The sequence below is a fragment of the Curtobacterium sp. NPDC089991 genome (genome assembly GCF_044748425.1).
Taxonomy (GTDB): domain Bacteria; phylum Actinomycetota; class Actinomycetes; order Actinomycetales; family Microbacteriaceae; genus Curtobacterium.
Genome location: NZ_JBIVGB010000011.1, coordinates 3,360 through 5,018, shown reverse-complemented (window position 1 = coordinate 5,018; position 1,659 = coordinate 3,360). Strand labels below are relative to the sequence as shown.

Sequence of the window (1,659 nt, the reverse complement as noted above, 5' to 3'; positions counted from 1 at the left end):
CGAATGGGCAGAGCGGTGTATTCAGTTTGATTCCCGATCGTCTGTCGGGAACCACAAAGTGGACGCGAGCCCGTGCAACAAGTGCACGGAAATCAGTGTGTTATCAAGTCTTCGGCTTATTAGTACCGGTCAGCTCCACGGGTCGTTAGTCCCCGCTTCCACATCCGGCCTATCAACCCAGTAGTCTGCTGGGAGCCTCTCACACTCAAGGTGCATGGAAATCTCATCTCGAAGACGGCTTCCCGCTTAGATGCTTTCAGCGGTTATCCGGTCCGAACGTAGCTAATCAGCGGTGCCCTTGGCAGAACAACTGACACACCAGAGGTTCGTCCATCCCGGTCCTCTCGTACTAGGGATAGATCTTCTCAAATTTCCAACGCGCGCAGCGGATAGGGACCGAACTGTCTCACGACGTTCTAAACCCAGCTCGCGTACCGCTTTAATGGGCGAACAGCCCAACCCTTGGGACCTACTCCAGCCCCAGGATGCGACGAGCCGACATCGAGGTGCCAAACCATGCCGTCGATATGGACTCTTGGGCAAGATCAGCCTGTTATCCCCGAGGTACCTTTTATCCGTTGAGCGACAGCGCTTCCACAAGCCACTGCCGGATCACTAGTCCCGACTTTCGTCCCTGCTCGACCTGTCAGTCTCACAGTCAAGCTCCCTTGTGCACTTACACTCGCCACCTGATTGCCAACCAGGTTGAGGGAACCTTTGGGCGCCTCCGTTACTCTTTGGGAGGCAACCGCCCCAGTTAAACTACCCATCAGGCACTGTCCATGAACCCGATCAGGGTCCTACGTTAGACATCCAGAGTGACCAGAGTGGTATTTCAACAATGACTCCACGAACACTAGCGTGCCCGCTTCACAGTCTCCCACCTATCCTACACAAGCCACACCGAACACCAATACCAAACTGTAGTAAAGGTCACGGGGTCTTTCCGTCCTGCTGCGCGTAACGAGCATCTTTACTCGTAGTGCAATTTCGCCGAGTTCGCGGTTGAGACAGCTGGGAAGTCGTTACGCCATTCGTGCAGGTCGGAACTTACCCGACAAGGAATTTCGCTACCTTAGGATGGTTATAGTTACCACCGCCGTTTACTGGGGCTTAAATTCAGAGCTTCGCCCAAAGGCTAACCCTTCCTCTTAACCTTCCAGCACCGGGCAGGCGTCAGTCCGTATACATCGTCTTGCGACTTCGCACGGACCTGTGTTTTTAGTAAACAGTCGCTTCCCACTGGTCTCTGCGGCCTTCAACGCTCACGGAGTAAATCCGGTCACGTGTCCGGCCCCCCTTCTCCCGAAGTTACGGGGGCATTTTGCCGAGTTCCTTAACCACGATTCTCTCGATCTCCTTGGTATTCTCTACCTGACCACCTGAGTCGGTTTCGGGTACGGGCGGCTGCAACCTCGCGTCGATGCTTTTCTCGGCAGCATAGGATCACTGATTTCCCCTTACGGGTACGCGTCGGATCTCAGGCATACAGACGACGGATTTGCCTATCGTCAGCCCTACATCCTTACACCAGGTTCACCTTACGGATACCATCGCCTGGCTCAGCTACCTTCCTGCGTCACACCTGTTCATACGCTAACCGCACCAGCATGGGGTCGAGCGTTAGACCGGCCACCATCACCCCGAAGGGATCCGGTC

The 1,659-nt window shown here is 55.1% G+C and carries 1 rRNA gene (cut by a window edge); it reads right to left on the bottom strand.

Annotation, left to right across the window (positions count from 1 at the left end):
* Window positions 1-99: 99 nt before the first annotated feature.
* A 23S ribosomal RNA gene (locus tag ACIPV1_RS18895) occupies window positions 100-1,659 on the bottom strand (it continues 1,668 nt past the right edge of the window).